The sequence below is a fragment of the Lentzea sp. NPDC020367 genome, from assembly GCF_044387305.1.
Lineage (GTDB): Bacteria > Actinomycetota > Actinomycetes > Mycobacteriales > Pseudonocardiaceae > Lentzea.
Window position 1 is genome coordinate 1 of record NZ_JBIRVV010000007.1, and the last position, 26,350, is coordinate 26,350.

25 protein-coding genes are annotated in these 26,350 nt (G+C 69.3%); 11 read left to right on the top strand and 14 right to left on the bottom strand.

The window, feature by feature from the left end; genetic code table 11:
• Window positions 1-399: 399 nt before the first annotated feature.
• The 5 genes from ACH413_RS28175 to ACH413_RS28195 all read right to left on the bottom strand — a co-directional run bounded on the left by ACH413_RS28175 (window position 400) and on the right by ACH413_RS28195 (window position 7,493).
• Window positions 400-1,527 (bottom strand): HAMP domain-containing sensor histidine kinase, encoded by a 1,128-nt coding sequence (locus ACH413_RS28175; RefSeq protein WP_360043554.1) that lies wholly within the window; start codon window positions 1,525-1,527, stop codon window positions 400-402.
• Window positions 1,528-1,530: 3 nt separating this feature from the next.
• Window positions 1,531-2,214, bottom strand: coding sequence for a response regulator transcription factor (locus ACH413_RS28180; protein WP_330277978.1), 684 nt, complete (start codon window positions 2,212-2,214; stop codon window positions 1,531-1,533).
• Between the two features lie 124 nt (window positions 2,215-2,338).
• Window positions 2,339-4,243, bottom strand: a complete 1,905-nt coding sequence (gene dxs, locus ACH413_RS28185; RefSeq protein WP_360043550.1) for a 1-deoxy-D-xylulose-5-phosphate synthase — start codon at window positions 4,241-4,243, stop codon at window positions 2,339-2,341.
• A gap of 62 nt (window positions 4,244-4,305) precedes the next feature.
• A complete protein-coding gene (locus ACH413_RS28190) occupies window positions 4,306-5,511 on the bottom strand; it encodes a class I SAM-dependent RNA methyltransferase (RefSeq protein WP_360043547.1) in 1,206 nt (401 codons plus the stop codon).
• A complete protein-coding gene (locus ACH413_RS28195) occupies window positions 5,508-7,493 on the bottom strand; it encodes an APC family permease (protein ID WP_360043544.1) in 1,986 nt (661 codons plus the stop codon). The genes ACH413_RS28190 and ACH413_RS28195 overlap by 4 nt, the downstream gene beginning before the upstream one ends.
• Window positions 7,494-7,575: 82 nt before the next feature.
• Here ACH413_RS28195 and ACH413_RS28200 point away from each other — a divergent pair, with 82 nt between their 5' ends.
• Both ACH413_RS28200 and ACH413_RS28205 read left to right on the top strand, forming a co-directional pair.
• A complete protein-coding gene (locus tag ACH413_RS28200) occupies window positions 7,576-8,238 on the top strand; it encodes a TrkA family potassium uptake protein (protein WP_360043541.1) in 663 nt (220 codons plus the stop codon).
• Window positions 8,238-8,894 (top strand): TrkA family potassium uptake protein, encoded by a 657-nt coding sequence (locus ACH413_RS28205; protein ID WP_093599449.1) that lies wholly within the window; start codon window positions 8,238-8,240, stop codon window positions 8,892-8,894. Before ACH413_RS28200 ends, ACH413_RS28205 begins: the two co-directional genes overlap by 1 nt.
• Here ACH413_RS28205 and ACH413_RS28210 read toward each other — a convergent pair.
• A complete protein-coding gene (locus tag ACH413_RS28210) occupies window positions 8,891-9,385 on the bottom strand; it encodes an RICIN domain-containing protein (protein ID WP_360043537.1) in 495 nt (164 codons plus the stop codon). The two genes, ACH413_RS28205 and ACH413_RS28210, sit on opposite strands and share 4 nt — an antisense overlap.
• A gap of 89 nt (window positions 9,386-9,474) precedes the next feature.
• Here ACH413_RS28210 and ACH413_RS28215 point away from each other — a divergent pair, with 89 nt between their 5' ends.
• Together ACH413_RS28215 and ACH413_RS28220 are read left to right on the top strand one after the other, a co-directional pair.
• On the top strand, window positions 9,475-12,021 hold the full coding sequence (locus ACH413_RS28215) for an AAA family ATPase (protein ID WP_360043534.1): 2,547 nt from the start codon (window positions 9,475-9,477) through the stop codon (window positions 12,019-12,021).
• A 43-nt stretch (window positions 12,022-12,064) separates the two neighbouring features.
• A complete protein-coding gene (locus ACH413_RS28220) occupies window positions 12,065-14,611 on the top strand; it encodes a LuxR C-terminal-related transcriptional regulator (RefSeq protein WP_360043531.1) in 2,547 nt (848 codons plus the stop codon).
• Between the two features lie 237 nt (window positions 14,612-14,848).
• On the opposite strand, the gene ACH413_RS28225 is transcribed toward ACH413_RS28220, so the two are convergent.
• From ACH413_RS28225 to ACH413_RS28235, 3 genes are all read right to left on the bottom strand, one after another.
• Window positions 14,849-15,142, bottom strand: a complete 294-nt coding sequence (locus tag ACH413_RS28225; protein WP_360043528.1) for a hypothetical protein — start codon at window positions 15,140-15,142, stop codon at window positions 14,849-14,851.
• 77 nt (window positions 15,143-15,219) lie between these two features.
• Window positions 15,220-15,984 carry a DUF3159 domain-containing protein gene (locus tag ACH413_RS28230; RefSeq protein ID WP_360043525.1) on the bottom strand — a complete coding sequence of 255 codons (765 nt, stop codon included), beginning with the start codon at window positions 15,982-15,984 and terminating at the stop codon, window positions 15,220-15,222.
• On the bottom strand, window positions 15,981-16,361 hold the full coding sequence (locus tag ACH413_RS28235) for an OB-fold nucleic acid binding domain-containing protein (RefSeq protein ID WP_030474780.1): 381 nt from the start codon (window positions 16,359-16,361) through the stop codon (window positions 15,981-15,983). Before ACH413_RS28235 ends, ACH413_RS28230 begins: the two co-directional genes overlap by 4 nt.
• Window positions 16,362-16,430: 69 nt before the next feature.
• Here ACH413_RS28235 and ACH413_RS28240 point away from each other — a divergent pair, with 69 nt between their 5' ends.
• Window positions 16,431-17,087, top strand: coding sequence for an alpha/beta hydrolase (locus ACH413_RS28240; RefSeq protein WP_360043522.1), 657 nt, complete (start codon window positions 16,431-16,433; stop codon window positions 17,085-17,087).
• On the opposite strand, the gene ACH413_RS28245 is transcribed toward ACH413_RS28240, so the two are convergent.
• Both ACH413_RS28245 and dut read right to left on the bottom strand, forming a co-directional pair.
• Window positions 17,084-17,701 carry a DUF3710 domain-containing protein gene (locus tag ACH413_RS28245; RefSeq protein WP_360043519.1) on the bottom strand — a complete coding sequence of 206 codons (618 nt, stop codon included), beginning with the start codon at window positions 17,699-17,701 and terminating at the stop codon, window positions 17,084-17,086. The two genes, ACH413_RS28240 and ACH413_RS28245, sit on opposite strands and share 4 nt — an antisense overlap.
• A 4-nt stretch (window positions 17,702-17,705) precedes the next feature.
• The gene (dut, locus tag ACH413_RS28250) at window positions 17,706-18,179 is read right to left on the bottom strand and encodes a dUTP diphosphatase (RefSeq protein WP_319978224.1); all 474 of its coding nucleotides are present in this window, start codon (window positions 18,177-18,179) and stop codon (window positions 17,706-17,708) included.
• Between the two features lie 24 nt (window positions 18,180-18,203).
• On the opposite strand from dut, the gene ACH413_RS28255 reads away from it, so the two are divergent.
• Window positions 18,204-18,665 carry a DUF3093 domain-containing protein gene (locus ACH413_RS28255; RefSeq protein ID WP_360043516.1) on the top strand — a complete coding sequence of 154 codons (462 nt, stop codon included), beginning with the start codon at window positions 18,204-18,206 and terminating at the stop codon, window positions 18,663-18,665.
• Window positions 18,666-18,728: 63 nt separating this feature from the next.
• Here the strand turns inward: ACH413_RS28255 and ACH413_RS28260 are convergent, their stop codons facing one another.
• Complete coding sequence (locus ACH413_RS28260) at window positions 18,729-19,028, bottom strand: DUF4193 domain-containing protein (protein ID WP_030474775.1); 300 nt, start codon at window positions 19,026-19,028, stop codon at window positions 18,729-18,731.
• A 422-nt stretch (window positions 19,029-19,450) separates the two neighbouring features.
• Between ACH413_RS28260 and cei the strand changes: the two genes are divergently transcribed.
• Window positions 19,451-20,176: an envelope integrity protein Cei gene (gene cei, locus ACH413_RS28265; protein WP_360043514.1), complete on the top strand. Its 726-nt coding sequence runs from the start codon at window positions 19,451-19,453 to the stop codon at window positions 20,174-20,176.
• A 103-nt stretch (window positions 20,177-20,279) separates the two neighbouring features.
• Here cei and ACH413_RS28270 read toward each other — a convergent pair whose 3' ends face one another.
• On the bottom strand, window positions 20,280-21,074 hold the full coding sequence (locus tag ACH413_RS28270; RefSeq protein WP_360043511.1) for an inositol monophosphatase family protein: 795 nt from the start codon (window positions 21,072-21,074) through the stop codon (window positions 20,280-20,282).
• Window positions 21,075-21,189: 115 nt separating this feature from the next.
• On the opposite strand from ACH413_RS28270, the gene ppgK reads away from it, so the two are divergent.
• The 4 genes from ppgK (at window position 21,190) to ACH413_RS28290 (ending at window position 25,120) form a co-directional block, all read left to right on the top strand.
• A complete protein-coding gene (gene ppgK / locus ACH413_RS28275) occupies window positions 21,190-21,951 on the top strand; it encodes a polyphosphate--glucose phosphotransferase (protein WP_360043508.1) in 762 nt (253 codons plus the stop codon).
• Between the two features lie 218 nt (window positions 21,952-22,169).
• Window positions 22,170-23,492: an RNA polymerase sigma factor gene (locus ACH413_RS28280; RefSeq protein ID WP_360043505.1), complete on the top strand. Its 1,323-nt coding sequence runs from the start codon at window positions 22,170-22,172 to the stop codon at window positions 23,490-23,492.
• Window positions 23,493-23,979: 487 nt separating this feature from the next.
• The gene (locus tag ACH413_RS28285; protein WP_360043502.1) at window positions 23,980-24,522 is read left to right on the top strand and encodes a helix-turn-helix domain-containing protein; all 543 of its coding nucleotides are present in this window, start codon (window positions 23,980-23,982) and stop codon (window positions 24,520-24,522) included.
• 418 nt (window positions 24,523-24,940) lie between these two features.
• The gene (locus ACH413_RS28290) at window positions 24,941-25,120 is read left to right on the top strand and encodes a hypothetical protein (protein ID WP_231642793.1); all 180 of its coding nucleotides are present in this window, start codon (window positions 24,941-24,943) and stop codon (window positions 25,118-25,120) included.
• A gap of 71 nt (window positions 25,121-25,191) precedes the next feature.
• On the opposite strand, the gene ACH413_RS28295 is transcribed toward ACH413_RS28290, so the two are convergent.
• The gene (locus tag ACH413_RS28295) at window positions 25,192-26,346 is read right to left on the bottom strand and encodes an ROK family protein (protein WP_360043499.1); all 1,155 of its coding nucleotides are present in this window, start codon (window positions 26,344-26,346) and stop codon (window positions 25,192-25,194) included.
• Between the last annotated feature and the right edge of the window lie 4 nt (window positions 26,347-26,350).

The window sequence follows — 26,350 nt, forward strand, 5'->3', positions numbered from 1 at the left end:
ATAAGGATTGTGTTTGATCGCTCCAGACGGAATATGTCTGGCATCAATCTAGTCTTGCCTCAAAGGAACTACCTCGACGAGGAGGTAATTCATATTACTGGCTGTGTTTCGGCACGCTGTTGAGTTCTCAAAGAACACGCGCACACCGCAGCTCATCTCCGAGGAGACTCACTTCCGGGGCTGTGTCAGGCTTAGAAGTCTTTCGCCGCACTCCGTTCCGGCTGTGTTTTCCGGCCCGTTCCGTGCTGGCATGGAGAAATTTACACGGGCGCCCCAGGAGATCCAAATCGGGGGTCCCTAACGGCGTAACCGCAGGTCAGACACTACGCGGACGGCCCAAACCCGCCAAGATCGACGCACAGTGTGACCGGGGCCACGCCGACAATCTTGTATCCAGCGTCAGCGGGGTGCGGCCGGCAGGTGCACGGAGACCGACAGACCACCGGTCGGCACGGCCACTGCCTGCGCAAACCCGCCGTGCGCGGCCACCGCGGCACGCACGATCGAGAGCCCGAGACCCGTGCCGGACTGACTGGTCCGGTCCTTCCCCCCGCGGCGGAACGGCTCGAACAGCTCCTCCACGCGGTCAGGAGGGATCAGCTGACCCGACGACGACACCCGCAGCACCGACCACTGCGGCCCCGTCTCCACCACGGTCTCGATCCATCCGCCGACGTGGTTGTGCCGGATGGCGTTCTCCAGCAGGTTGCCGGCGATGCGCTCCAGTAGCGCGGGATCGCCGACCGCCAGCGCCGGCACGCACCGGAACACCGCGCGCAGGTTGCGTGCCTCGGCATCTGCCCGTGTCGCCTTCCACGCGGACTCGACCACCGCGGACAGGTCGACCGGCTCACGAACAGCGAGCCCAAGGCCGTCCGTGCGCGCGAGCAGCAGCAGCGCCGACACCAACTGTTCGGCACGCTCCCCCGCCGCGCGCACGACACCGGCCATGCGTCGCAGCTCTTCCACGTCAGCGTCCGGATCGGACAGAGTCACGTCCAGCTCCGTGCGCACCACCGAGAGAGGAGTGCGCAGTTCGTGCGATGCGTTCGCCACGAACCGGCGCTGCGAGTCGAAAGCCGCTTCCAGCCGGTCGAGCATGGAGTCGAACGTGTCCGCGAGCTCCGCGACCTCGTCACGCGGGCCCTCCATCCGCAACCGCGACCCCAGCGACTCCGCCGACAACCGGCGGGCGGCACCCGTCACGTCGTGCAGAGGCTTCAGCACACGGCCGGTGAACGTCCACGCCAGGACAGCAGCAGCTACGACCATGCACGCGAACGCGATCAAGCCGGCGCGCAGCAGGTCCTGACGCGCGGTGGCCGTCAACGCGTCGGTCAGCACCTTCACGGTGACGTTGACCCCGTCCACCGTGACCTGGGTGTCGGAGGGGAACGACGGAGACGAGTCGAAGACCCGCCCGACCAGCGTCCAGCCGAGGAAGAGCAGAACAGCACTCACCACGGCGACGAGCGCGGTGGTGAGCAGCGTGATCCGGAGACGCAGTCCTGGCCCGCGTCGTCGCACAGGTCAGTCCTCTGCAGAGCCGTTCGAGGCACTGGGGACCCGATAGCCCGAGCCCACGACGGTGTCGATGATGCCCGGCTCGCCCAGCTTCTTGCGCAACGTCATCACGGTGACGCGCACGGTCGTGGTGAACGGGTCGGCGTTCTCGTCCCACACGCGCTCAAGCAGCTCTTCACTGCTGACGACCGACCCCTTGGCCGCGAGCAGCACCTCGAGGACCCCGAACTCCTTGCGGGTCAGCTCGATCGGCTGCCCACCGCGCGACACGGTGCGCCGCGCCGGATCCAGTTCCACGTCCTGAGCGGCGAGCACGGGCGGCGTCGCCGGAGTCGCGCGCCGGGCCAGCGCCCGCACGCGCGCGACCAGCTCGGGGAACGCGAACGGCTTCGCGAGGTAGTCGTCCGCGCCCAGCGACAGGCCGGAGACTCGGTCCTCGATGGACCCGCTCGCCGTCAGCATCATGACCCTGGTGAGCGCGCCGGAGCTGAGGATCTCCTTGCACAGCTCGTCGCCGGACATCCCGGGGAGGTCGCGGTCGAGCACGACCACGTCGTACCGCGTGACGGTCGACTTCTCGTGCCCGGTCTCGCCGTCATAGGCGACGTCCACGGCCATGCCTTCGCGCCTCAGGCCGCGAGCGATCGCGTCGGCCAGAGGCGCCTCGTCCTCGACTACCAGAATCCGCACGCCTCAAAGGTGCCACATTCACCTGAGAAGGCGCTTAACGACACCTTCACAAGCTGTTTCGACCACGTCCGGACGCACGACGACCCCGGTCGCCAGGCGGCCGGGGTCGTCGTGTTCAGCCGAGCTACTTCTCCGCGGGAGCGTCGATCTCGACGGGCAGGCATTCCAGGCGAGCGGCCCACTCCGTCACGCGCCGTGCGACGTCTTGCGCGGTGATGCCGCACAATGCCAGCACCTCGCCACGGTCACCGTGGTCGTGGAAGCGTTGCGGCAGAGCGATGTCGCGCAACGGCACCTCGACGTCGGCATCGCGCAGCGCGGCCGCGAGAGAGGAACCGAAGCCACCGTGGCGGCCACCGTCCTCGACCGTCACGACGAGCTTGTGCGACGCGGCCATCTCCACGAGGTCCACCGACATCGGGTAGATCCACCGCGGGTCGACGACCGTCACGCCGATGCCCTGGTCCTCCAGCCGTTGCGCGGCCTCGAGACCAAGCCCGCCCAACGCGCCTACGGTCACCAGCAGCACGTCGTTGCCCGAACGCCGAAGCACGTCCACGGAACCCACGCGCTCCAACGCGGGCAGGTCCGGGCCGACCGAGGCCTTCGGGTAGCGGATCACCGACGGCGCGTCCGAGATCGCCACGGCCTCGCGCAGCTCCTCGACCAGCGTGCCGGCGTCCCGCGGCGCCGCCACGTGGACGCCGGGGATGACGCCGAGGATCGACATGTCCCACATGCCGTGGTGCGACGCGCCGTCCGGACCGGTGACGCCGGCACGGTCCAGCACGACCGTCACGCCCTGCTTGTGCAGCGCGACGTCCATCAGCAACTGGTCGAACGCGCGGTTGAGGAACGTCGCGTAGACGGCCACGACCGGGTGCAGACCACCGATCGCCAGTCCGGCGGCGGAGGTCAGCGCGTGCTGCTCGGCGATGCCGACGTCGAAGAACCGCTCCGGGTACGCCTTGGCGAACGGGTCGAGGCCGGTTGGTCCCTGCATCGCGGCGGTGATCGCCACGATGTCGGAACGCTCGCGGCCGACCTGCACCAGCGCGTCGGAGAACACGTGCGTCCAGGTCCGGCTGGACGGTTTGACGTCCTCACCGGTGATCGGGTCGATGACGCCGGTGGCGTGCATCTGGTCGGCCTCGTGGTTCTCGGCCGGCGCGAACCCCATGCCCTTGCGGGTGACCGCGTGCACGATCACCGGGCCGCCGAACGACTTCGCGCGCTGCAGTGCGGACTCCAGCGTCGCGATGTCGTGGCCGTCGACCGGGCCGATGTACTTGAGGCCGAGGTCCTCGAACATCGCCTGCGGCGCCAGCGCGTCCTTGATGCCGCGCTTGGCGGCGTGCAGCGCGGCGTAGAGGGGCTTGCCGAAGAACGGCGTCTGCTGCAGCGCGCTCTTGCCCTTCTCCAGCACGCGCTCGTAGCCGGGGCGCAGGCGCAGCGACGACAGGTGGTCCGCGAGACCACCGATCGTCGGCGAGTAGGAGCGGCCGTTGTCGTTGACGACGATCACGACGGGACGGGTCTTGTCCGCCGCGATGTTGTTCAACGCCTCCCAGCACATACCGCCGGTCAGCGCGCCGTCACCGACGACCGCGACCACGTGGCCGTGCGCGCCGTTGATCTGCTTGGCCTTCGCCAGGCCGTCGGCGTAGGACAGCGCCGTCGAGGCGTGCGAGCTCTCCTGCACGTCGTGCTCGGACTCCGACCGCGACGGGTAGCCCGACATCCCGCCCTGCTTGCGCAGCCGGTCGAAGCCGTCGCGGCGGCCCGTGACGATCTTGTGGACGTACGACTGGTGACCGGTGTCGAACACGATCGGGTCCTGCGGCGAGTCGAAGACCCGGTGCAGTGCCACGGTCAGCTCGACGACACCCAGGTTCGGGCCCAGGTGCCCGCCCGTCTTGGACACCTTGTCGACCAGGAAACGCCGGATCTCCTCACACAGGCGCGACAGCTGCGCCTCGTCCATCCGTTTCAGATCAGCTGGTCCGTGCACGGACTCCAGCAGGGTCACCACGCCCACCTCACTCCTGAAGACTTCGGCTCAGTCTACGGAGACGCGACTGAGACGCTGCCTCAGCTCGTCTCAGGCACGAGCAGGGCGATGCACTCCACGTGATGGGTCATGGGGAACGCGTCGAACGCCCGCAGTTCCGCGAGCCGGTACCCCTGAACTGTGAATTCGGCCAGGTCGCGGGCCAGTGCGGCGGGGTCGCAGGCGACGTAGACGACCCGCTGCGGACGGCGTCGTGCGACTTCAGCCACAACGACCTTGCCCGCCCCCTTGCGAGGGGGGTCCAGCACCACGACGTGAGGGTTCTCGACGGGGAGTTTGCGCGTCACGGCGAGCTCGACCTTGTCCGCCACCCACTCCACCTGGGACATGCGGCGGAGGTTGCGCCGGCCGTCCTCCACGGCACCGGGGAAAGACTCCACGACCAGCACTGATCCGCTTTCGCCGACCTGCCGTCCCAGCACGGACGCGAAGAGCCCCGCACCGCCGTAGAGGTCCCACGCGCGTTGCCCCGGCTCGGCCGCGGCCCACTCCCCCACGACGGACGCGAACGTGTCCGCGGCGGCCGGGTGGACCTGCCAGAAGCCGTCCGCCGAAACTCGCCACTTTCGTTGGGCGGCGGTCTCGACGGCCGTACCGGTTCCGGCGCGTCGTGTGGTGTGTCGGCCACGCACCTCACCCACATGACGGTTGCCGTCACCGTCCTGGACGATCGTGAGCTCCTGTGCCCGCCACTTTCGGTCGGTCACCGCCTCGACCATGCCCGGCTTGGAGATCACACAGTGGTCGATCGGGATCACATCGTGGGAACGCAGGCCGCGGAAGCCCGGCCTCCCGTCGCGGCCGACGGCCATCCGGATCCGGGTCCGCCACTCCAGCGGGCCGCCCGGCAGCGCCTCCACGACCACGTCGCGTTCGATCTTGGCGAGCCTCGCCAGCTGCTCGCGGACGACCTCGGCCTTCAGCCCCCGTTGCGCGTCCCACGAGACGTGCTGGAAGTCGCAGCCGCCGCACATCCCCGGTCCGCTGAACGGGCACGGCGCCTCGACGCGGTCCGGTGACGCCTCCAGGATCTCCACGGCGTCCGCACGGCAGAACGAGCCGCCGTTGTCCTCGTACACCGACACCACAACGCGTTCGCCAGGCAGCGCGTGACGCACGAACAGAACGCGCCCCTCGTGCCGTGCGACGAAGTGCCCGCCGTGAGCGACAGGCCCCACTTCTACTTCGAACTTGCGTCCGGTCCAGTCTTCTTTGGTGGTGCTCATCGGTCGTCAAGTCCCCTTCGGACAGCGCCGGGCGCGATGACGTCCTTGTCCTTGACCTTCACCGAGGATTCGAGCTGCCACGGGACACTGGTCACCATCACTCCCGGCTGGAAAAGCAGCCTTCCCTTGAGCCGCAACGCGCTCTGGTTGTGCAGAAGCTGCTCCCACCAGTGGCCGACCACGTACTCGGGAATGAACACGGTAACAACGTCGCGCGGGTTGTCCGACTTGACGCGCTTGACGTAGTCGAGAACGGGCTTGGTGATCTCCCGGTAGGGCGACTCGATCACCTTGAGCGGGATCTTGAAGTTCTCCTTCTCCCACTCCGCGACGAGCCGGCGCGTGTCGCCGTCGTCGACGTTGACCGTGACGGCCTCCAGCACGTCCGGGCGCACGGCCTTGGCGTAGGACAACGCCCTGAGAGTCGGCATGTGCAGTTTGGACACCAGCACCATCGCGTGGTTGCGCGCGGGCATCGTGCGCACGCGCTCCTGCTTGCGAAGCTCCTCGGCGACGGTGTCGTAGTGCTTGCGGATCGCGGTCATCAACGCGTAGATGGCGGCCATCGCGGCGATGGCGATCCACGCGCCCTTGGTGAACTTGGTGATCAGCACGATGATCAGCACGGTCGCGGTCAGCGCGAGACCGAACGTGTTGATCGCCTGCGAGCGCCGCATCCGCCTGCGCGCCTGCTCGTCGGTCTCGGTCTTGAGCAGCCGGTGCCAGTGCTTGATCATGCCGAGCTGGCTCAGCGTGAACGACACGAACACACCGACGATGTAGAGCTGGATCAGCCGGGTGACCTCGGCGTCGAACGCGATCACCAGCACGACCGCGAACCCGGCCAGGAAGAGGATGCCGTTGGAGAACGCCAGCCGGTCGCCGCGGGTGTGCAACTGGCGCGGCAGGTAGCGGTCCTGGGCGAGGATCGAGCCGAGCACCGGGAACCCGTTGAACGCGGTGTTCGCGGCGAGCACCAGGATCAGCGCGGTGACGCCGGCGATGAAGTAGAAGCCGGGCGGGAAGTTGTCGAACACGGCGTGCGCGATCTGCGCGACCATCGTCTTCTGCTCGTAGCCCGCCGGGGCGTTGGAGATCTGCTGCGCGGGGAACTCCGCCATCCGCACGTCGGTCAGCTGGGCGAGGATGATCAGGCCCATCAGCATGACCACCGAGATGGTGCCCATCAGCAGCAACGTCGTCGCGGCGTTGCGGGACTTGGGCTTGCGGAACGCGGGCACGCCGTTGCTGATCGCCTCGACGCCGGTGAGGGCGGCGCAGCCGGACGAGAACGCCCGCAGCACCAGGAACACGAACGCGAGTCCCATCAGGTGGTCCTGCTCGGCGTGGATCTCGAGGCCCGAGCTCTCGGCCCGCATGTCGTCGCCCAGCACGAAGCCGCGGAACAGGCCGTAACCGATCAGGCCGAAGACACCGATCATGAACGCGTAGACCGGCACGGCGAACGCGCTGCCGGACTCGCGGATGCCGCGCAGGTTCACCGCCGTCAGCAGCACGATGGCCGCGACCGCGAACTCCGCCTTGTGAGTCGCGACGAACGGGATCGCGGAACCGATGTTCGCCGCGGCCGCCGAGATCGACACCGCGACCGTGAGGATGTAGTCGACGAGCAGGGCGCTCGCGACCGTGAGGCCCGCTCTGCGCCCGAGGTTGACGGTCGCGACCTCGTAGTCGCCGCCGCCGGACGGATAGGCGTGCACGTTCTGCCGGTAGCTGGCCACCACGGTGAGCATCACCACGACGACCGCGACCCCAACCCACGGCGCCATGGCGTAGGCGCTCAGGCCCGCCACCGACAGCATCAGGAAGATCTCCTCCGGCGCGTACGCGACCGACGACATGGCGTCGGAGGCGAACACGGGCAAGGCGATGCGTTTGGGCAGGAGGGTGTGCGCGAGGCGATCACTGCGGAACGGCCGTCCTACCAGGAGGCGTTTGGCAGCGGTGGCGAGCTTGGACACCGCCAGAGCGTAAGGGGTCCACTCACCGGGACGGGCTAATGCTCGGTAGGTTCTGCGGAGAGTTCGCCTGAGGAGGCATGTCGTGCACGTGGTGATCATGGGGTGTGGCCGGGTGGGGGCGTCCCTGGCCAGGGCTCTGGAGCGACTCGAACACCAGGTCGCCGTGATCGACAAGGACCCGCAGTCGTTCCGCAGGCTGGGCAGCGACTTCCACGGGCAGCAGGTCGTCGGCAACGGTTTCGACCGCAATGTCCTGATCGAGGCGGGGGTCGAGCGCGCGGGCGCGTTCGCCGCGGTCTCCAGCGGTGACAACTCGAACATCATCTCGGCGCGGGTGGCGCGCGAGACGTTCGGTGTCGAGCACGTCGTCGCGCGCATCTACGACCACAAGCGCGCGGCTGTGTACGAGCGGCTGGGAATCCCGACCGTGGCGACGGTGCCGTGGTCGACCGACCGGTTCCTGCGGATGTTGTTGCCCGAAGGCGCGGCGACGGCGTGGCGCGACCCGTCCGGGACCGTCGCGGTGCTGCCGATCGAGGTCGCCGAGGAGTGGGTCGGGCGGCCGGTGCGCGAGCTCGAGGAGGCGATCCGGGCGCGCGTGGCGTTCGTGATGCGCTTCGGCACGGGTGTGCTGCCGGACGCGAAGACCGTCGTGCAGGCCGACGACACCATCTACGTGGCGGCGCTGTCCGGCACGATCACCGACGTCGCGGCGGCGGCGCTGCAGGCACCGGAGGAGAGCTGATGCGGATCGCGATCGCTGGTGCGGGAGCGGTGGGGCGGTCCATCGCGCAGGAGCTCGTCTCGGACGGGCACCAGGTCATGCTCATCGAGCGCGACCGCAAGCACTTCGACCCGAACTCGGTCGAGCAGGCCGAGTGGGTGCAGGCCGACGCGTGCGAGTTGTCCTCTTTGGAGGACGCGGGCATGCACCTGTGCGACGTGGTGATCGCCGCGACCGGTGACGACAAGGTCAACCTCGTGGTGTCGCTTCTGGCCAAGACGGAGTTCGCGGTCCGTCGCGTCATCGCGCGCGTGAACGACCCGACGAACGAATGGCTCTTCACCGAGTCGTGGGGTGTCGACGTCGCCGTGTCGACGCCACGGCTGTTGGCCGCCATGGTCGAGGAGTCCGTGACGATCGGTGACGTCGTACGGCTGATGACGTTGCGTCAGGGCCAGGCGAACCTCGTGGAGATCACGCTCGACGAGTCGACGCCGTTCGCCGGCCGTGCGGTCTCGGAGCTGACGTTGCCCCGTGACGCCGCTCTGGTGACGATCCTGCGCGGCGGACGGGTCATCGTGCCGCAGCCGGACGACACGCTCGAAGGCGGCGATGAGCTGTTGTTCGTGACCACCGCCGCCGTCGAGCAGGACATCAAGACCGCGCTGGGGTATTAGGCCCAGAAGTACTGGTGCCCGCCTCCGTGGCAGTCCCAGAGCTGCACGGAGGCGCCCTGCCACCAGTTCGCGCCCGCGATCTCGACGCACCGGTTGCCGCCGAGCCAGGACCGGATCCGCCCGATCTCCGCGTTCGTGGAGGCGGGCCGGTAGAACATCTGGTTGGCGTTGTTGCCCGGCTGGCAGTCGTACATCTGCAGGTGGCCGCCGTTGTCCCCGTTGCCCCAGGCGGCGGTGAGACATCTGCCGCCGTCGGCGTTGCGCAGTTTCAGCCCGTCCCAGTACCAGCGCTGGGTGAGGGCGTTCTGGCAGTCGACCATGATGACGCCGGCGCCGTTCTGCCCGGTCGACGCGGTCACGCACCTGCCGTTGAACTTCGACTGGACGTAGATGGTGTTCTGCGCCTGTGCCACCGAGGACGTGACGAGGACGCCGCCTGCGACGAGGGTCAGTGCGGCCAGGATCGCGGCCTTGCGCTTGAGAAGGTTCATGGCCTTTCGACGCCTGCCGCTCACCGCCTGATACACGGCATGCTCGTCTTGTCCGGTATCTGCGCATCGGAAGCGAGCACTTACCACCTGTGAGCGATCAGCTGCCCCTGGTCGGGCGCGAGAGAGAGCTACGGACCGCGTTGCGGGCGTTGGCCGTGGACGGCGCGGTGCTGCTGTCCGGCCCTCCGGGCGTGGGCAAGACACGTCTGGCCGCTGAGGTGCTCGCCGCAGTGCCGCATCCGGTGGTGCGTTGTTACGCCACAGTCGCCACGTCTCGGATTCCACTCGGCGCGCTCGCGTCGCTCGTGCCCACCGACCTGCCTGCCTCGCGGGGATCGATCCTGCCGTCGTCGTCCGTGCGCGCGGCCGCCGAGCATCTCTCTCGTGGCGGGCGGCGGGTGTTGTCGGTCGATGACGCGCATCTGCTCGACGACACGTCGTTGTTGGTGTTGCAGCATCTTGTGCGCCACCGGCTGACACGGATCATCTGCACCGCACGGCCCGGCTGGGGCATGAACGGGCTGACCGTTGTCGGGGTGGACGCGCTGGACCAGGAACGCGCGGACACGTTGCTGGCGACGGCTCTCGGCGGACCGGCCAACGCCTCGACGCGGCACCTGGTGTGGGCGAACAGCCAGGGAAATCCGTTGTACCTCAAGGAACTCGTCGCCGCAGGACGGCATTCGGGCGCGCTGACCGAGACCGTGGGCGGGTGGAACTGGAGCGGACCGCTGGAGCTGTCCGGGCGGCTCGCCGAGCTCGTCGACCTGACACTGGGACGGCTCGCGGAACCGCAACGGCGTGCGTTGGAGCTGCTCGCGTACGGCGAACCGCTCGAACCCCGGTTGTTGCCCGTTCCTCAAGACCTCGTGGACATGGGGTTCGTGCGCGTCGGTGACGACGGACGCGCTCGCGTCGCGCATCCGCTCTACAGCGCGCGCCTGCGGGCCACGTGCCCGACTTTGCGGGCGCGGGCGCATCGCCGTGCGTTGGCTGATCGGCTGGAAGCGGAAGGCGCGGACCGGCCCGGTGACGCGGTGCGCGTCGCGACGTGGCGGCTCGACAGCGGGACGGCCGAATCGCCGGACGTGCTGGCGCGGGCGGCCGAGCAGGCACTGTCCGCTCAGGACTGGGAGCTCGCGGAACGGCTCTCGCGCGCGGCCATGGCGCGTGGGGCGACATCACGCGTGGGGCTCGTGCTGGGTCTTGTGCTGATGTACCAACGTCAGTGCGCACAGGCCGAGGAAGTGCTCGCCGAGACCATGGCGGCGGGCGGCGACATGCTGACGGTGATCCAGGTCGGCTGTACGCGCGCGTTCAACCTGTTCTTCGGCCTCGGTGACGAGGACGCCGCCGTGGCCGTGCTAGATCTCGTCACCGCACGGGAGTTGCCGGCCGAGCTGGAGCACGCGGTGCTGTTCTTCGCGCTGACGTTCGCGCTGGAGGCCGCGCCGCTGGGAATCGCGCGGCTCGGCGGTGAGCTGCTGATCGCCGAGGGCGGCTGGGCGGAGACGGCGGGACGGCAGGTGCTGGCGTTCGCCGACCAGTTCGCGGGTCGCTACACCGATGCCATCGCACGGGTCGAGGACAACCATGAGGCCGTGGTAGCGACAGCGGGACGGTTCCCGTCGTTGATGAGCGCGGCGAACGGTGTGCGCAACGAGAGTGCTCTGCGGTGCGGTGACCTCGTGGGGGCGGAGAAGCGGGGCGCGCAGGCACTGGCCGAGCTGATCGAGGAGGACCGCTGGTCGGTCACGCAGGTGCCGCCGCGGGTGTTGCTGAGTCAGAGCGCGCGGTTGCGCGGGAAGGCCGCTGCGGCGGTGCGGATCACCGCCGAGGGCGTTCCGGACCCGGCCGCGTTGCCGATGATGTGGGACGTGCTGCTGCTGGCCGAGTTCGCGGCCGGTGCGGCGTTGCAGGGGCAGACGGATCGCGCTTTCCGTGCCCTGGCCCGCGCGGAAGCAGGGTTGCGGCCCTCGTGGCGTATCGCGCAGTTCGCTGTGGGAGCCGCCCGGTCGTGGGTGCTCGCGGGCGCCGGACGTGTCAACGAGGCGATGCAGACCGCTCTGGACAACGCCACCTTGGCTCGCGCACATGGCGCGCACTCCGAGGAGATCGGATCGCTGCACGACGCCGCACGGTTCGGTGCGGACACCTCGCCTCGTCTTCTGGAGCTCGCGAAGTCGCGCAAGGATCCGCTCACGACCGCGTACGCCTCGCACGCCCAGGCGCGCGCGTTGCGTGACCCGGCGGGGCTGGAGGAGGTGGCGGCGGCGTTCACGGCGTGCGGTGCCACGTTGTACGCGGCCGAGGCCCTCGCGGAGGCCAGCAGGCTGTCGCGGTTGCACGACCGGCCCCGTGACGCGGACCGGCTGGAACGGCAGGCGGCGGCGCTCGCGGAGTCGTTCGACGGCGCGACCACGCCCGGCCTGGTGGTGACGAGCACGCTCGCCGCGTTGACGCCACGTCAGCTGGAAATCGCGCGTCTGGCCGTGGCCGGGCTGACGAACGTGGAGATCGCCGAACGGCTGGCGATCGCCAAACGCACCGTGGACAACCATCTGCACACGACGTACGCGGCGGTGGGCGTGACGGGACGGGGTGGCTTGCGCGCGTTGTTCGGTCAAGGGGCGTAAATCGATGTGCGCGGTGAGCCGGACCTTCGGCACACTGCGAGTTGTGTGGCCGTTCGTGGGCAGGGTGCGGGAGCTCGGAGACGTGATGTCCGCGCTCACCGGAGCCGACGAAAAGGGCGCCGCGCTCGTCGGCCCCGCCGGTGTGGGCAAGACCCGGCTCACGGACGAGGTCGTGACACGGCTGGAGCGCACCGGTCGAACCGTGCAGCGCTGTTACGCGACGGTGGCGACGTCGACGATCCCGTTCGGGGCGATGGCCGCGATGCTGCCCGCCGACATGCGCACGGCGAACCCGCTCGGTCGCGCCGTGGAACACCTGCTGGCTTCGCCGCGGCCGTTGACGATCGTGGTGGACGACGCGCATCTGCTCGATGACGCCTCCATCGCGTTGCTGCATCACGTGATCCGACACGGGCACGCACGGGTGCTGGTGACCTCACGGCCTGGTGAGCGCACCGAGCTGTGGCAGGAGGGGTTGCTGCGGCGCTATCCGCTGGGCGACCTGTCGCGGACCGAGTCCGACCTGCTGCTCGAACGCGCGCTGGACGGGCCGATCGACACCCGCTCGGCATCGCTGCTGTGGTCCGGCAGCGCGGGAAATCCCTTGTACCTCAGGGAACTCGTCGTGTCGGGCCGTGCGGTGGGGGCGTTGCGCGCGGAGGACGGCATCTGGTCGTGGCACGGCGCGATCGAGCTCGGCGGGCGGCTCGCGGAGCTCGTGCAGGCCAACCTCGGCCGGCTGGAACCGGCGCACCGGCACGCGCTGGAGCTGCTCGCGTATTCCGAGCCGGTGGAACTGGACCTGCTGGCGTCTCTGGTGCGGGAAGAGGCACTCGACGACCTGGAGACACGTGGGTTGATCCGTGTCGTGCCGTCGGGACGTCGCATGGTCGTGCGGCTCGGGCATCCGTTGTACGGCAGTCTGCTTCGTACGACGTGCCCGACGTTGCGCGCGCAGTCGCACCAACGCGCGTTGGCCACCGCTCTGGAGGCAACGGGCGCACGCCGCCGTGAAGACCTGATGCGCATCGCCACGTGGCGACTGGACAGCGGTTCACCCATCTCGGTGAACCTGCTGGCCGCGGCCGCCGAACAGGCCTGGGCCGCACAGGACGTGGCGCTCGCCGAACGCCTGTGCCGCGGCGCCGTCGAGGCGGGCGGGCTCAACCGCGTCGGGCACGTGTTCGGCCAGGTCCTGATGCACGGCCGCGCACCGGACCAGGCCGAGGCGACGCTGGCGGACGTGATGGCGGGCCCGCTGTCGGCGGAGGACCTGAGCCGCCTCGGCGCCACCCGATCGATGAACCTCCACTTCGGTCTGGGCGACGCGGACGCCGCCGCCGCGGTGCTCGACCGCGTCGACGTGCCCGGCCTCCCCGCAGACCTGCGCGACTGGCTTCAGGTGGTCCGTGTGATCGAGGCCGCGCAACACGGCCACGTGACGACGGTGCTGGAGAGCACCTATCAGCCCGTGGCACCGCATCTGTCCGTCCATTTGCGACGCACCAGAGCGTTGTGCCTCCTGCACGCGGGCCGCTATCGCGAGGTTTCGGAGGAGATCGCCGCCTACGAGGCGCTGGAGGACTTGTCCGAGCCCGACGACGGCGCACTGCGCATGCGTTGCTTCGCGCTGGCGTTCGCCGGCAACCTCGCCGAGGCCGAAGCCCTCGCGCTCACAATGCACAACAGGACGTTCGACGAGCTGGCTTTCACCGGCGCCACATCGCTCTACAGCCTGCTGTCGTTCTGCGCGCGCATGCGAGGCCACGGCTCCCACGCCCTGCGCCTGGCCCGCGAGGGCAGCCCGAAAACCCCTTCGCGTCCCTTGATCTTCGACTCCATCGCGCTGGCGAACCTGGCCGGCTCCGCGGCGATCTGCGGCGACACCGCCCTGGCCCAGGAAGCCCTCGCTCGCGCCGAGAAGGCCCGCCGCCCGGCCTGGCGCCTGACCGGCACCACGGTCTCGGTGACCCGTTCCCAGGTGCTCGCGTGCACCGGCGACCTGCGCGCCGCCGCCGACGCAGCGATGGCCGCCGCCGACGAATGTGCCGAACTGGGCGCGCACGGCAACGAAGCCATGGCCCTGCACAACGCCGCGCGTTTCGGCGTGGACACGTCCCAACGCCTGACGGCCCTCACGTCCACGATGGACGACCCGATGACAGCGGCCTACACGGCACACGCGACCGCCCTCGCGCACGCCGCACCGACCGCGCTGGAGGCCACGGCAACGGACTTCCAGCGCCTCGGCGCCACCCTCTACGCAGCCGAAGCCCTGGCCGCCGCCACCCGCCTGCACCGAACCCAGGGCAACGCCCGCGCCGCCTCCCAGGCCTCCGCCCGCCAGGCCCTCCTGATGCGCGACTTCGACGGCGTCCGCACCCCGGCCCTGTGCGCCGACGACCTGCCCCACCTGACCCGGCGCCAGGCCGAGGTCGCCCGCCTCGCCACGTCCGGGCTCACCAACCAGCAGATCGCCGAACGGCTCCACACGTCCAAGCGCACGGTCGACAACCACCTGCACGCGATCTACGGGATTCTCGGCGTGACGGGGCGCGACGAACTCCGAACCGTGCTCGGCTCGTCCTGACGCCTCGCCGACACCCGATATCCGATATATCGCGCGCCCGGCCTGGGCATACGCGCCGCCCGCCCTTCGACCCACCTTTGCAATGAGTCGTTTGCGGACGTCCGCAAACGTTTTTTGCATCCGGGTGGGCGGCGGAGCGAGCGAAGGGCCGGGCGGTTCAGTCGACGCGCGGTCTCCTCGGCGCCGACGGCGTCGTCGGGCGAGGTCCAGTCCGGCCCCACGGCTCGGCGACGATCGTCAGCGCGGCCGGCACCAACCGGGCCAGGTCCGGGACGGGCAGAACCGCGGCGGCCTTCCCGGCGACGTCGTCCCACCACGGCTCGCCGACGCGACGCCGGGCAGGTCCGGACGACCGCTGCGACGACTTCGGTCGGCGAACAACTCGCGGCCGACGCACGCAGGGTCGGCGATCGGCCGGCCGAGCAGTGCGGCGAGCACGTCGGCGCGGCTGTCCGCCGGCCGGGCGGCGAGGTCGTCCAGCAGGTCCAGGGCTCCACCGCTGTCGAACGGACCGGTGCCGAAGGTGCCCATGACTCCGTCACATCCAGAACAAAACGCGGCCGGCGCTCCCGAAAGGAAGCGCCGGCCGCGTTCGAAGTGGAGCGGGGTCAGTCTCTGGACTTGTCGCGGGACTCGGCGTCGACGACGCGCTTGAGCTCGTCCATGTCCGGGGTGAGCAGGTCGTCGGCCGTGCGTGCGAGCACGTCGTCGACCTCGGCCTCCGCCTTGACCTTGGCCTCGGCGGCCTCCTCGGCCGCCTTGAGGCGCTTGTCGGCGCGGCGGACCGCCCAGACCGTGGCGAGCAGGGCGATGGCCATCAACGGGTAGCCCATGCCGAGGCGGGCCACGGCGAGCCAGCCGACCTGGTCCTCGTCGTAGAGCCAGCGCTGGACCACGAAGCGGGCGAAGAAGACGAGGGCCCACACGAAGGTCGCGATGTCGTAGTCGCGGACCGATGCCTTGTCGTCGCGCCAGGAGCGGTCTCTGCCGTTGAGGAACGTCCAGATCACGCCGGCGAGCGGCCGGCGCACGATGATCGACAGCAGGAACGCGCTGCCGTACACGACGCTCTGCCAGATGCCGAAGAGGAAGAACCCCTTGGCCTCGCCTGTCTTGTAGGCGATGAACGCCGCGATGCCCACGCCGAAGACGGCGGAGATCGCGGGCTGGATGGTGCCCTTGCGCACGGCCAGGACCACGCCGATGACGACGGCGGCGGCGAGCGAGCCGATGATCGCGGCCATCAGGTTCTTGGTCGCGAAGTTGATGATCACGAAGACCAGGACGGGCAGCGACGAGTAGAGCATTCCGCTCACGCCGCCCATCTGCTCTAGGACGGTGGGCTGCTTTTCTTCGGTCTCAGCTGAGGTCATGAAGCGTTCTGCAACTCGTAATAGGGGTTGTAGAGCACCTTGCGCCCGTCGCGCACGGCGATGCGGCCCCGGGCCTTGATCGTCCGACCAGGCTCGATTCCCGCGATGCGACGGCGGCCGAGCCAGACGAGCGTGACGCCCTCGGTGCCGTCGTAGAGCTCGGCTTCCAGGGTGGCGGCCGCGTCCCGCGGGCAGAGCTCCACGCTGCGGAGCCTTCCGAGGACGGTGACCTCCTCACCGGACTTGCAGTCGCAGGCCTTCACCGCGCCGACGGCCTCCGCTTTTCGCGAGAGGTCGTCCGCGTCGAGCTCGGTGACGTCGCTGGTCAAGCGACGCACCAAGCGGCGCCAATAGCCGCTCATCCCCGACTCCTGCATTGCTCTGGTGGCCCCGTGGTGTGGGCCGTCTGACAGTGAGGGTACGCACGGGCAACGACAATCTCGGGTGTGCCTGCCGAGACCGTCCTCCTGCTGCCCGGAACCGCCTCCGACGAGGTGTTCGTCCGATCTGTCTTCACCGAGCCGTTGTCGCAGGTCGGTGCCGTTCTTGACGCACCAAGCGTTCGCACACTCAGTGAACGGTTGACGGCCCTCGAAAATGCCCCGGCAGGCCACCCGATCGTGGTAGGCGGCGTCTCACTCGGCGCGCACGTCGCCGCGCGGTGGGCAGTGGCCAACCCGGACCGGTGCGCGGGGCTGGTCCTGGCGCTGCCCGCGTGGACCGGAGCACCGGACGAGGCACCGGCGGCGCTCGCGGCCAGGGCCAGCGCGGAGATCGTCCGGACGCAGGGACTGACGACGGCGCTCGCCGGCACGACCGGCTGGCTGCACGACGAGCTGAACCGGGCCTGGCGCGGCTACGGCGACCAGCTCGTGCCGCACCTCGAAGAGGCCGCCGAGTCGCTCGCGCCGACGCTGGACGAGCTGAAGTCGCTGGACGTGCCGACGGGAATCGTCGGGTGCACGGATGACCCGGTGCACCCGATCGCGGTCGCGCGGGCTTGGGCGGAAGCCATCCCACGCGCCGTGCTCGTCACAACGACGCTGAACGCCTACCCGCACGCACTGGGGCGTGCGGTGCAGGCGTGGCAGCGGGCTCGTTAGCCCTCTTGCTGCTGGATGTGCCGGGCGATCGCCTCCGGCAGCTCGACCGGCAGCGGGGTGCGGGGCGGCATCGGCTGCTCGCCGCGCACGACCACGGTGCCGCGCAGCATCTCGCGCAGCGCCTGCGAGTTCTGCTCGAAGTGCTCCTCGGGACCGGCCGCGACGCCGCGCAGCATCCAGCGCGGGCCGTCGACGCCGACGAAGAGGATCTGCACGCCCTGGTTGCGCGCGGTGATCTCCTCGCCCCACTCGCCGTTCTCGCGGTTGATGCGGGCGCCGTCCTCCTTGAGGCCGTCGATCAGCTCGGCGCCGACCTCGCGCCAGAGACCGCCCGACTTCGGCGCGGCGAACGCGCTGACCGTCAGCTGGCCGACGGACGTGAGGACGTGCACGGCGCGCACGGAGCCGTTCTGCTGGTCCATCTCGACCTGCAACTGGGCCTCGTCCGGCATCGGCAGTTGCACAGATCCCAGGTCGAGCCGCTCCACGTCGTCCTGGGGCGCGACCGTCGAGTCCCACGGGCCGTCGACGTCGTCGAAGACCTCGTCGTGCTCAGGACCGGTGTCGACCGCCCCCGAGGAGTGACGACCGCGCTTGCGGCGCCTTCCGAACATGCCCCTACCCCTCCGCCTTCATCCGGGCGAGCACCACGTGCCCGCCGGTCGAGCCATAGCCTCCCGCACCGCGTTCCGTTTCCGGCAACTCGGTGACCTCACGGAACACCGCGTGCTCGACGCGTTGCACGACGAGCTGGGCGATCCGGTCGCCACGCGACAGCGCGATCGGCTCACGGAGATCATGGTTCACGAGGCAAACGCGGATCTCACCGCGGTAGCCGGAGTCGATCGTGCCCGGCGTGTTCACCACGCTCAGGCCGACCCTCGCAGCCAGTCCGGACCGCGGGTGCACGAACCCGGCGAACCCGTCGGGCAGCGCGATGGCGACACCGGTGCCGACCACGGCGCGCTCACCTGGTGGAATGACCACGTCCGACGTGGTGACCAGATCAGCGCCCGCGTCGCCATGACGGGCGTAGGCGGGCACGGGAACCCCCGGATCGAGCCGGGTCAGCAACACCTCGACGCTGGACACGGCGGCCGAGATTACCCTGACGACGTGAGTGAGACTGCCGTGACCGCCACTACGACCTTCCGCGAACGCCTGTACGTGACGTGGTGGATCTGGCCGCTGCCGCTGCTCGCGGCCGCGTTGCTGGCCGCCGAGGTGCACATGGGCTTCCCCGGCGTCCGTTCCTGGCTGCCGTACGTGATCCTGCTGCCGCTGACGATCGTGCTGATCGTGCGGATGGGATCGACGAAGGTGGAGGTCGCGGACGGCGAACTGCGCGCGGGTGACGCGCACATCCCGCTGGAGCTGCTCGGCGACGTCGAGATCATCGCCGCCGAGGACCGCCGCAGGGTCATGGGCCGCGAACTCGACCCGGCGGCGTTCGTCGTGCACCGCGGCTGGGTCAAGCCGCTCGTGCGGGTCCGCGTGACCGACCCCGAGGACCCGACGCCCTACTGGGTGATCAGCACGCGGCATCCGAACGAACTCGCCGCCGCGATCAAGTCCTGAAAGAACACAACTGGGCGCCACCCGTGAGGGTGAGCGCCCAGTTCTTTCTTCGGCGGACTGAACTCAGGCGCAGTCCCGGCAGATGTACGTGCCGCCGTTGTCCTCGGCGAGCCTGCTGCGGTGGTGCACCAGGAAGCACTTCGAGCACGTGAACTCGTCGGCCTGCTTGGGCAGGACCTTGAACGTGAGCTCCTCGCCGGACAGGTCGGCGCCCGGAAGCTCGAAGTTCTCCGCGCTCGCGTCCTCGTCGACGTCGACGACGCCGGACTGCGTCTCGTTCCGCCGGGCTTTCAACTCCTCGAGGGAGTCCTCAGCGAGTTCGTCCGCCTCGCTGCGACGCGGCGCGTCGTAGTCGGTCGCCATCTTCTTCACCCCTGCGGTCTACGGAGACTGTTCGTGTCGCTGGTTAACGCTCCAGCGACCTCTTTTGTGCCCCACGTCAAGGTGACGTAGGTCTCGCACACCCGGCGGGCAAGCCAACCCCCTTGACGTGACCGTCGGCTTGATCGAAATGTGTGCGGAGCGCGCAGAGGGTAGCTCATTGCCCAGGTGGCTCGTCATCGGGTTACCCCTTACCGACCGGACGGGTGACACAACCTTTCTACGCTGGACCGATACCCTGTGCGGGAGCACGCGCACTCTGGCGTGCAACCTGGCGCCGGGCCGGTACCGTCCTGACTGTGAGCAATCAGGCCGGTGCGGTCGGTCACGCACGTCGGGGCGCGCAACAGCCGGGCAGGGCCTAGGCTGATCTCAGGGGACGGATCACGGGGAGGGCTTCGAACGTGGGATCCGCATCGGGAAGCTTGACGCCTTACAAGAGGCGTCGGCCCGTGCCCGCGCTCGTCCTGTTCGCGGTGCTGTTGGTCAGTTCCGTGTTCGTGTGGGTGAAGGTGCTCGGCAACGCGGGCGACGTGGACGCGGCCATCAAGTGCAACGCACCCGGCAACGTCGCGACGACGACCTCGGCTGTCGCGGGGGCCGATCCGGCCGCCGAGTCGACGGCGCCGCCACCGCCGCTGGGCACCGTCCTGGAACACGACGCGCTCGACCGCACGAACCCGGTGCCGGTCGGCGAGGTCAACTTCAAGGTCGTCAACGCCTCGACGCAGCGCAACCACGCCAAGGCCGTCGCGACGATGTTCACCGAGCTCGGCCTGAAGCAGGCGGCCGACCCCGGCAACGACCTGGTCTACCCGGCGGGCGACATGAACTGCCGCGGCCAGATCCGCTTCGGCGCGCCCGGAGCGTCGGCCGCGAGGACGCTGTCGCTGCTGGAGCCGTGCCTGGAACTCGTGCGCGACGACCGCCAGGACGCGACCCTCGACATCGCGATCGGCAAGAAGTTCGACGAGGTCAAGCCGAACAGCGACGCCCGCAAGGTGCTCGACCAGCTCAAGGAGTGGGCCGAGCAGCAGCCGGAGCAGCAGGGCGGTCAGGTGGCCGCGGCCGCCCCGCCGACGCTGAGCGCCGAGAACCTGGCCGGCGCGCGCGACGTCACCTGCTCCTGATCTTCGAGCACCTGAACCACCGCCTCTTCATGCGAAGAACGTTTGCGGACGTCCGCAAACGTTCTTCGCACAACCAATATATTAGCGCCGTGACCTGCGGTTTTCAGACCTCGCCGTAGCCGGACTCGGCGAGCGCGGTGTACAGCTCGTCGGCGATGCTGGGCGTGGCGGCGAACGTCGCGTCCTCCCCCAGCTCGGGAGAAGAACCAGGCAGCCGCACGACCGCACCGGCCTCCGCGGCGATCAGCCCGCCGGCCGCCCAGTCCCACCGGCCGAGGGCGTGCTCCGTGTAAGCGTCGAGCCGACCGGCGGCCACCGAGCAGAGGTCGAGCGACGCCGCACCGGCCCGGCGCAGGTCGCGCACCCGAGTCGACATCCGCGCCCACGCGTCGGCCTGCCGCTGACGCCGCTCCGGCCGGTAGGCGAACCCGTACCCGAGCAACGAGAGAGACAGGTCGGTCGTCGCGGAGACGCGCAACGGCGCACCGTCCAAGAAGGAGCCGCACCCGCGTGCGGCGGTCCACACGCGGCCGGTCGCCGGTTCCACCACGGCGCCCGCGACGGACTCGCCGTCGAGCTGCGCTGCGATCGACACCGAGTACCAGGGGATTCCGTAGAGGTAGTTGACGGTGCCGTCGATGGGGTCGACCACCCAGGTCAGCCCTTCGACGACGGTTCCGCCCTCCTCCTCGCCGAGCACCGGCTCGCCGGGGCGCAACTCGGAAAGACGCGTCCGGACGAGTTGTTCTGAGGCGCGGTCCGCGGCGGTCACCACGTCCGTCGAAGTGCTCTTGGTGTCGAACGAGACGACGGCGGAAGCACGCATGCGCTGAACAAGTGCGCCCGCTTCCTGTCCGATGGCCGTCGCGATGTCGACGAGTGGCCGGGGATCGAACACGACCGGTTCCCTCCTGCGTCACTAGCACGGGACTATCGGAGACCGTCAGGCTAATGTCTGCGCACCACAGGTACTGAATCGAAGCAAGCAGGATCGAGTAGGAAGGACCACGGGGATGGGCATCACCCGCGGGTTCGGTGTGGACATCGGCGGCTCCGGCGTCAAGGGCGGCCTGGTCGACCTCGAGGCAGGAACACTGGACGGCGAACGCATGCGGATCCCCACGCCCCAGCCTTCGACACCGGAGGCGATGGCGGAGGTCGTCGCGGAGATCGTCGAGAAGTTCCAGTGGGACGGCCCGGTCGGCGTCACGCTGCCGTGCGTGGTCAAGCACGGTGTCGCTCTCAGTGCCGCGAACGTGGACAAGGGCTGGATCAACTGCGACGCCCAGCAGCTCTTCGCGGAGCGCCTCAAGCGCAAGCCCGAGGACGTCGTCGTGATGAACGACGCGGACGCGGCCGGCATCGCGGAGATGTCGTTCGGCGCGGGCGTCGGCAAGAACGGCACCGTGGTGCTGCTGACGTTCGGCACGGGCATCGGCAGCGCGGTGTTCCTGGACGGCAAGCTCGTCCCGAACACCGAGTTCGGTCACCTCCAGGTCGACGGGCACGACGCGGAATCGCGTGCGGCCGCCTCCGTGAAGGAGGACAAGGGCCTGTCCTGGGAGGAGTGGACGCCCAGGGTGACCCGCTACATCAACGTGCTCGAGGACCTCATCTGGCCCGACCTCGTCATCGCGGGCGGTGGCGTGAGCAAGAAGGCGCACAAGTGGTTGCCGTTGCTCGAGGTCCGCACCGAGGTCGTCGCGGCCGCGCTCAAGAACGACGCGGGCATCGTCGGTGCCGCATGGGCCGCCGCGCACGGCGTCAGGCCTTGAGAAGCGTTCGACACCGAAACGTGTCCGACTCGATCTAGCTGCGAGAACGCAGGTGAGAGCGCCTCGAAGCACCTCGGGGCGCAACACCGAGTCACGGACGTCGTTACAATGGAACGCACACCCGCCAAGCAAGATCGGCGGGGAGATCCCCCGAACTCTGGCGACCGAGGTTTCGCGCCCTCTGGTTTGCCTTGAACGACCGTCGCGAAAGGGCGTACGTGGCAGCCGCAGAATCCGCAACCCGACGCTCCAGCTCCGCCGCGAGCGCCGCCAGGACCACCAAGGCGACCGCGGCCGGCGAGGCCGAGGAGAAGCCGAAGCGCAAGACGACCGCTGCGGCAGCGAAGAAGCCCGCAGCCGCCGCCAAGGCCCCGCGCAAGACGGCCGGCAAGGCCGATCCTGCCGCGAAGGGCACCGCCAAGAGCGGCGACGAGCCCGAGGACATGGAAGGCGCCCCCGGCGCCGAGGACTTGGTCGAGGACGTCGAGATCGTCGACGAGCCCGTCGTGGACGAGCCCGAGGAGGCGGAGGACACCGCCGACAGCAAGACGGGCGACTTCGTCTGGGACGAGGAGGAGTCCGAGGCCCTGCGCCAGGCGCGCAAGGACGCGGAACTCACCGCCTCGGCCGACTCGGTCCGCGCCTACCTCAAGCAGATCGGCAAGGTCGCCCTCCTCAACGCCGAGGAGGAGGTCGAGCTCGCCAAGCGCATCGAGGCGGGTCTCTACGCCGCCGAGCGCGTGCGTCGCTCCGAGGAGGACGCGGAGAAGCTCACCCCGCAGCTGCGCCGCGACCTGCGCTGGATCGTCCGTGACGGCGAGCGCGCCAAGAACCACCTGCTCGAGGCGAACCTCCGTCTCGTCGTGTCGCTGGCCAAGCGCTACACCGGCCGCGGCATGGCGTTCCTGGACCTGATCCAGGAGGGCAACCTGGGTCTGATCCGCGCCGTCGAGAAGTTCGACTACACCAAGGGCTACAAGTTCTCCACGTACGCCACCTGGTGGATCCGGCAGGCGATCACCCGCGCGATGGCCGACCAGGCCCGCACCATCCGCATCCCGGTGCACATGGTCGAGGTCATCAACAAGCTCGGTCGCATCCAGCGCGAACTGCTCCAGGACCTGGGCCGCGAGCCCACCCCGGAGGAGCTCGCCAAGGAAATGGACATCACGCCCGAGAAGGTGCTGGAGATCCAGCAGTACGCGCGTGAGCCCATCTCGCTGGACCAGACGATCGGCGACGAGGGCGACAGCCAGCTCGGTGACTTCATCGAGGACTCCGAGGCCGTCGTCGCTGTCGACGCCGTCTCGTTCACGCTGCTGCAGGACCAGCTCCAGTCCGTGCTCGCGACGCTGTCCGAGCGCGAGGCGGGCGTCGTCCGGCTGCGCTTCGGTCTCACCGACGGCCAGCCGCGCACGCTGGACGAGATCGGTCAGGTCTACGGCGTCACGCGTGAGCGCATCCGCCAGATCGAGTCCAAGACGATGTCGAAGCTGCGTCACCCGTCGCGTTCGCAGGTTCTGCGCGACTACCTCGACTAGGTCTTACCCAGTCATACGCACACAGCCCCGCACCGGTTCGGTGCGGGGCTGTTGTGTTTTGCTGCGGCATGATCCTCGGCCGGCTCCCTCCGAGAACGAGGTCATCCAGGCTGCTGAACGCCATTCGCCGAGCTGCCCGCTGTCGTCGAGATCCGCCAATGAAGCGGGTGCACCTCTTGGTACGAGGATCACTGCGGCTTTCCGTGCGTGCCTTACACGTCGACCGAATCGGCGATCGACCTGTTCGCCCCAACCCCGTGCTCGCTCCCCGCGCCGTCTACGAGGCCAAGACCACGCGCTGGCGTGGGCAGTGGCCGGACCTCACCGTGCTGCCCTGGCCTGAGCAGCCGAGATCGAACGCATCCGAAAGATGAGTACCCCTGTACTCATGTGCCGCCTATGCATCCGCGACAGCATCAAGTGTGCAGCTGTGCCGGAGGGGTGCACAGGGACAGTTCCGGACAACGGAACGAGGGGGCGGGAGAACATGGGCAGGTCGGTACTCGAAGGGGCTTTCTCACTGCTGGACAAGCTGATGGACGAGGGTGAGCTGGGGCTCACGCAGCTCGCCGATCGCTGCGACATGCCGAAGACGACGGTGCACAGGCTTCTGGAGCAGATGGAGGACCTGGGCGCGGTGGAGAACGTGCGTGGCCGCTATCGCATCGGCGCGCAGATGTTCCGGTTCGGGCAGGCCTGGGAACCTGCTCCCGGCATCCTGCGGGTGGCCCGGCAGCCGTTGCGGGCGTTGTCCGCGACGATCAGGACGTCGACGATCCTCACGGTGCCGCGGCGGGACCGGGTGCTGGTCGCGGCGGCGAGCATCGTGCGGGCCGAGGACGTGGCCCGGTTGCGGCCGGGGGCGACGGTGCCGGCGGGCATGGAGTTCGTCAGCGCTCCGGTGCGCACGCCGTCCAGCAGCGTCGTCGGCACGGTGTCCGCGGTGCTCGACAACGGGCGCAGCGCCACGGCCCTGAGAGAGGCCGTGGGGCACGCCGCACGAGCGATCAGCGCAGCCCTCGCGAGCTGATCGAACGGGGTCCGAACAAGCGCTCGATCGGGAGTTTGATCACGGTTCCGCGTCCGAATCGTGGGACGTTCGTGACCTGTTCGCGGAGGGCGGACAAGGGCAACCGATATCACACTCCCGGCCGCACGCAACCGACCGGATGGCCCGAACGTGCTGCTCCACCAGCGGGTTTCTGGTTGCTCAGCGTGCGTGTCAAGACTGTGAACCGGTGGCAAACACAGGTGTAAGCCTGCTGCAGCCGGGTAAATCGGATAGTGACGCGAGTCGCCACGTACACGGGAACACTGACTATCGCCGAAACGTCTGTCAGAGTGGAGCCAGCGAGCACCGCGCACCTGCCAGGGGCGCTGTGGTCGCAGCTTGGTAAGAGGGCACCGGAACACCTCAGTTCCGTTGCCGGGACGGAGGGAGATTCATCATGACTGCAGCACTCACCCGCCCCGAGTTGACCGCTGCCGACCGCTGCGACCGCTGCGGGGCTGCTGCCCAGGTTCGCGCTTTGCTCCCGTCCGGGGGCGAGCTGCTGTTCTGCGGGCACCACGCCCGGGCGCACAGTGAGAAATTGCGCGAACTCGCTGCTGAAATTCAGCAGGGCTGACTTCCACCCCACCTAGCCGCTCGGGGCGGAGATCCTCCAGGGATCTCCGCCCCCTTCGCTTTTCCAGGGCTTTACAGGGCGTCCAGGACGGGTTCGAAGGCCAGTTCGGCCGCTCCGACGAGCTTCGCGTCCCTGCCCAGCGGTGAGGTCACGACCTGGGTTCCGCCGACCGCGCGGGAGACCAGGCTGCGCACCTGCACGGCCGCGCTCACCGAGTCGACCACCGACGGCGGCAGCGCCGTGTACAGGTCGCCGAGCACGACGAGCTCCGGGCCGAGGACGTTGACGATGTTCGCGAGCCCCAGTGCGAGCCAGCCGGCGAACTCGTCGAGCACCGACGGGTCGTCCAGCGCCCGCAGTGCCGCGACGACGGCGCCGCGTGGTGCGTCGTCGGGAAGCCCCAGGGCCCGGCACAGCGCCGGTTCGCCCACCTCGGTCTCCCAGCATCCGTCGCAGCCGCAGTAGCACCGCAGGCCGCGCGGGTTGACCACCATGTGCCCGAGTTCGCCGACGTAGCCGCCCGAGCCGCGCAACGGCTGCCCGGACAGGATCACTCCCCCGCCGACGCCGACGTCCGCGGAGATGTAGACCATGTCCGCCGACTCCCGGGCCGCACCGCGCACGTGCTCCGCGAGTGCGCCGAGTTCCGCGTCGTTGCCGACCTGGACCGGCAGCTTCAGCACCGCCTCCAGGCGTTTGCCGAGTGCCACACCGGTCCAGTGCAGGTTGGGTGCCTCGTGCACGTGCCCGTCGGCGCGTCGCACGACGCCGGGCACCGAGACGCCCACCCCCACCGCGGTGGCGTCGAGGTCGTCGGCCATGAGGCGCGCCGACTCGACGATGTGCGTGATGACCTCCCCCGGATCACGCGTCCGGTGCAGGTTCCAGCTGTCCCGCCCGAGGATCTCCCCACCGAGGCCGACGAACCCCATCGCCACGTGCTCCACGCGCACGTCGATCGCGATGACGACGGCGGCGCTGGGCTGGGGCAGCACGAGAAGGGACGGGCGGCCCGCTCCGCTGCGCAGAGCGGGCACGCGTTCGGCGACCACACCGGCTTCGGCGAGGCCGTCCACCAGGGCCTTGATCGTGCTGCGGTTGAGCCCGAGCTCAGCCGCGAGCGACGCCCTGGTGGACGGTCCGTCGATGTGCAGGCGGCGCAGCAGCGCCGTCCTGTTGTGCCTGCGGATCTCGTCGGGACGAGTGCCGGACGTAGGTCCTGTCACCGCG

Coding starts and splice junctions, on each gene's coding strand:
- ppgK (WP_360043508.1), top strand. CDS start 21,190: ATGGGCATCACCCGCGGGTTCGGTGTGGACATCGGCGGCTCCGGCGTC.
- ACH413_RS28260 (WP_030474775.1), bottom strand. CDS start 19,028: ATGGCGACCGACTACGACGCGCCGCGTCGCAGCGAGGCGGACGAACTC.
- ACH413_RS28225 (WP_360043528.1), bottom strand. CDS start 15,142: ATGGGCACCTTCGGCACCGGTCCGTTCGACAGCGGTGGAGCCCTGGAC.
- ACH413_RS28190 (WP_360043547.1), bottom strand. CDS start 5,511: ATGAGCACCACCAAAGAAGACTGGACCGGACGCAAGTTCGAAGTAGAA.
- ACH413_RS28235 (WP_030474780.1), bottom strand. CDS start 16,361: ATGCAGGAGTCGGGGATGAGCGGCTATTGGCGCCGCTTGGTGCGTCGC.
- ACH413_RS28205 (WP_093599449.1), top strand. CDS start 8,238: ATGCGGATCGCGATCGCTGGTGCGGGAGCGGTGGGGCGGTCCATCGCG.
- ACH413_RS28245 (WP_360043519.1), bottom strand. CDS start 17,701: ATGTTCGGAAGGCGCCGCAAGCGCGGTCGTCACTCCTCGGGGGCGGTC.
- ACH413_RS28210 (WP_360043537.1), bottom strand. CDS start 9,385: ATGAACCTTCTCAAGCGCAAGGCCGCGATCCTGGCCGCACTGACCCTC.
- ACH413_RS28230 (WP_360043525.1), bottom strand. CDS start 15,984: ATGACCTCAGCTGAGACCGAAGAAAAGCAGCCCACCGTCCTAGAGCAG.
- ACH413_RS28285 (WP_360043502.1), top strand. CDS start 23,980: ATGGGCAGGTCGGTACTCGAAGGGGCTTTCTCACTGCTGGACAAGCTG.
- ACH413_RS28290 (WP_231642793.1), top strand. CDS start 24,941: ATGACTGCAGCACTCACCCGCCCCGAGTTGACCGCTGCCGACCGCTGC.